The 4,174-nt window shown below is 46.6% G+C and carries 2 protein-coding genes; both read right to left on the bottom strand.

Going from position 1 to position 4,174, the window contains the following annotated elements:
* The coding region (locus ACRC28_RS19135; protein WP_438545052.1) for a hypothetical protein at positions 1–199 on the bottom strand (199 nt) is incomplete at its 3' end.
* A 115-nt stretch (positions 200–314) separates the two neighbouring features.
* Positions 315–3,980, bottom strand: coding sequence for a reverse transcriptase domain-containing protein (locus ACRC28_RS19130; RefSeq protein WP_438545051.1), 3,666 nt, complete (start codon positions 3,978–3,980; stop codon positions 315–317).
* Positions 3,981–4,174 lie beyond the last annotated feature (194 nt).

Raw genomic sequence — 4,174 nt, 5'->3', positions numbered from 1 at the left:
TTTCTGATATAAATGATTTACATGAGGCTGTGTCGACTATTACTTTGATGCTTTTACCGTTTACTTTTCCTTCAACAGCGATTTCTGTATTTGATTCAGAGTTTAATTCTTCAAAAACCAAATACTTATGAGTTTTATTCGCTTTATAACTGTTGTTATTTAAAGATTTATTAGTTTCGCCGTGAATCTTATCTTGCATGGGCCCGCAAGATTGCGTTTATTTATAGTTTTATTTGTGATTTAATTTATCACTGTAAACAAACAAATAAACAAAGTAGTTGTTGTTTGTGGCGAGAAAGTGTAGCACATGCGTGCTACGACACCTCCTCCCCTAGAAAAAAACCCGTGTCTCTTTTTATGTGCCTTTTGTTCACTCTAACTGTAGATCCCGAGTCTTTGTTGTTTACTATGAACGCGTCCGGAGCCACTTCACCTACTACCGTAAATCCGCCTATCCATTGAGCCCCGAGTTTACCACTTCCTGCTTCCCTAAATATCAGGACTCTATCTCCTATCCCAACGTGAGGGTTGGCCGTCTTCTTGCCCTTCTCTATCGCCTTTTTGTATGTATGAAATATCTCTCTTCTGCGGTTGAATAGGTCCTGTTTTGCAAATTTGATACCTTTGCGCGCCCACCTCGCGTCTGCCGTCGTCTCGTAGAAGGTGCCGTGTCTCAGGATGTACGGGGACGTACCGATGGCTCTGTTGTATGATAAATTTACGGCCAGTGTAGCCTTCTCAACCAGTGGGGCCCAGTGTTTCCGGCCAAAGTCTGAAATTTTCTTGAGTTTCCGCATAAGTGTCTGGTTAACCCGCTCGACGGCCCCCACGGTCTGGTGGTGGTAGGGTGATGAGTATACCCACGTGAATCCGTACCCTTCGGCTAGTTGCTGTATCTGCTTGTTCCCAAATTCCAGCCCGTTATCTGAGAGGATCCTCTCCGGTGTGCCATGCCGGTCTAATATCAGTTCCTTGATGGCTCTAACAATCTCCGCTGCTGATTTGTTCTCGATAACTCTCGTTTCAACCCACTTGGAAAAGTGATCGATGGCGACGAAGATGAATCTGCTACCACCGCCCTCGCAGATTCGACCCAGTAAATCCACTTCCCAGAGTTCATTCGGCCTGGATGTCTCAATGACACGGTTCTTCGTGTTGCTTAAAGCTCCCCCGCTCCTCAGACAGATGGAGCACTTCCGGCAAAATTCCTTGATGTCTTTGAACATATTGGGCCAGCGGTATCTATCGGCCATGTAGAAGGACATATTGTTACTCGACCCGTGTCCTAGTACCTCGTGCACCTCTTTCAGTATGGTCTCCTTATCCGGCGGCTCTTCAAAGCCGGCCAGTGCTACCTGCCTTTCCTCCCTTGGCGTGATCCGACTGGGTCCGTCCGCTACGTTCTCTTCCCCTTTCACGTATTCCGGTGTAAACGCGAACTCCTGTAGTCTGAGGGCCCATCTCAAAAGTCGACTGTTAGGGTTTCTGGTTTCCCATAGGTATGTTAGGGCCTTATGGTCTGTTCGTAATGTGAATTCCCTTCCTAGTAGGTAATGTCTAAAGTTCTCAATTCCTTTAACGACTCCTAGCAGCTCCTTGTCCGTCACCGAGTAATTCAGCTGGCAAGTTGAAAGTGTTCTGCTAAAGGCTGCGATCATTCTTTCTCTCCCTTTCTGATCCTTCTGTGCCAAGATGGCCCCTATACCTTTCTCGGATGCGTCGGTGGTGAGGATGAACCTTCCCTTCCTATCCGGCTGAGCCCTCTCCGTGTGTTCACCCATCAGTTTCCGTATCCTGTGGAATGAGTCTTTCTCCTGTTCCCCCCAGAAGATCTTTTTATTACTGGCCTTCTTTTCTCCTTTCAGTAGCGCGAACATGGGGGCTGCCTCCATGGCGAATCCGGGTATGAATTGGCGGCAGTAGTTTGCCAGTCCTAGGAACGATCGGAGTTCCTTTATAGTTGTGGGTGTCGGGTAACGTTGTATAGTTTCTACTTTTGCGGGATCGGCCTTGATTGTCCCTGCTGACACGATATTGCCCAGGATCTTTACCTCTGTCTTATAAAAGTGACATTTCTTCCTGTTTAGTGACAGGCCCGCTGCCCTCACTTTACCCAGAACCGTCCTTAAATGTTTCCTGTGTTCCGACTCATCCCTGGAGTAGATTATTATGTCGTCTAAATAGGGGATGACGAACTTCCTATTCTCCTTCCTGAATATCTCGTCCATCGCTCTCTGGAACGTGGCTGCTGCGTTGCAGAGTCCGAAAGGCATTCGGTTAAATTCGTATAGACCGCCTTTCCATGCGAAAGCTGTCTTCTCCTTGTCTTTTTCCTCCATTGCTAACTGGTAGTACCCCGATGTAGCATCCAGGGTCGAAAATACTGTTGCCTCCGCCAAATCGTCTAATATCTCATCTATCCTGGGTAATGGGTACTTGTCCTTTAAGGTTACCGCGTTAAGGGCTCTAAAGTCGATACATAGTCTCAATGTTCCATCCGGCTTACGAACCGGTACCGTTCTACTACACCACGAACTCTTGCTCGGCCTGATTACTCCTAGCCTTAGGTTCTTCTCTATCTCCTCCGTTATCTCCTTTTCGAAATGTATGGGGATTCTTGCGTTACGCTGAAAGATCGGTTTGCTATCCCCGGTGTCGATCTCGTGGCTGGCCGTGGTACATAGATTGTACTCACCTATCTCCGTCCTGAACAGGTCACCAAACTCTTCGTCGATGTTTTCCTCCTTCTTCCCTTCTTTCCTTATCTCCCACACTCTTGACTCTCCCTTCTTCAGTATCTTGAGGACTAACTGCGGTGTTTCCCACAACACGTCCACCCCCAGGATTATGTGTTTAGTGTGCTCCATCACGAGTGGTGAAAATGATACCTCCTCTCCTAATATGTCAATAGTCATGTGCCGTTGCCTTCCGACTATCTTTATCGGCTGCCCGTTCGCGGCCTTTATGATACTGGAGTAGGGTAACAGGTCTCGCTTCTCTTCTTCGATATCGTCTAACCCCACTATCGACACGTCTGCTCCCGTGTCTAGCAAACACGTCCTTTCAGTACCGCCATTCCTGGCTACCATCAGGAAGGGGTTTCCAATGCTACCCCTCCTACTACATAAACAGCTAAAATTTTTATTATCACCGATGTCCTCCCTGGTTTCCTCCTGCACCTGTGATCTTACGTCGTCTGCTTCACTTGCACTGTTGACTCCTCTGGTTGATCTTTTTCTTTCCTCTTGCAATACCTCCGTCAGTCTGCGGCAGTCCCTAGAAAAGTGTCCGCATTCTCCATGAATCGTGCAGAACTTCTTACCCGACTTATTTTTGTCGTCGTTTCTTCTTGGATGGTTCCTCTGGTAGCTTCTGTCCCTTCCGTTCTCGTATTTCCTCGTCTGCTCCACCCGTGCTAACAACTTGTCAGGGAAGGCGATCCATGCTACCTCCTCAGCTTTTTGAACGAATTCTTCCCAGCTCGTAGCCGCTACTGCCGTCTGGAAGAGTAATGCCTTGATCTCCATTGGTGCCTTGTTTACCACCATCTGTGCTAGTGCCGTCATGCTAATAAGGTTAGCGACCATCAACGTCGTAGCGTCCTTTAGTAGTTCCGAGAAGTCTTGTCTCGAAATTGGTGTTTGCGTGTTTAGAAACCTGCTGAGCGTCATGTCCGAGTTCCGTTGTGCTCCAAATCTCTTCTTTAACGCGTCCACTATCCCCTCCAGAGAAACGTTTTCAAGATCGTTTTGTATCGTTTGCGAGGCCCACGATAGCGCTTTCCCTCTAAGTGCTAAGATTATTACCTTGCTGGTTTCTTCCCCTGAAAGTCCACTGATCCTGCATATCATCAGTGTGTCCCTTAGCCACACCGTGACGTCCTCTCCCACCTCTCCCTCGAAAGGCTTGACAACTTTTATCGCTGTCGCCATGTTGTTATTTAAAGATTTATTAGTTTCGCCGTGAATCTTATCTTGCATCCCTCCGCAAGATTGCGTTTATTTATAGTTTTATTTGTGATTTAATTAATCACTGTAAACAAACAAACAAACAAACAAAGTAGTTCTTGTTTGTGGCAAGAAAGTGTAGCACATGCGTGCTACGACAATTTGATTTTTAAAAAATATTGATCTCATTTATTTATTATTTGATTTTTTAATATAATTGATCTTTT

Source organism: Clostridium sp. (genome assembly GCF_051650885.1).
GTDB lineage: Bacteria > Bacillota > Clostridia > Clostridiales > Clostridiaceae > Clostridium.
Note: the sequence above shows the minus strand (reverse complement) of the source record. Positions and strands in the feature narration are given on the sequence as shown.

Coding starts and splice junctions, on each gene's coding strand:
- ACRC28_RS19130 (WP_438545051.1), bottom strand. CDS start 3,980: ATGCAAGATAAGATTCACGGCGAAACTAATAAATCTTTAAATAACAAC.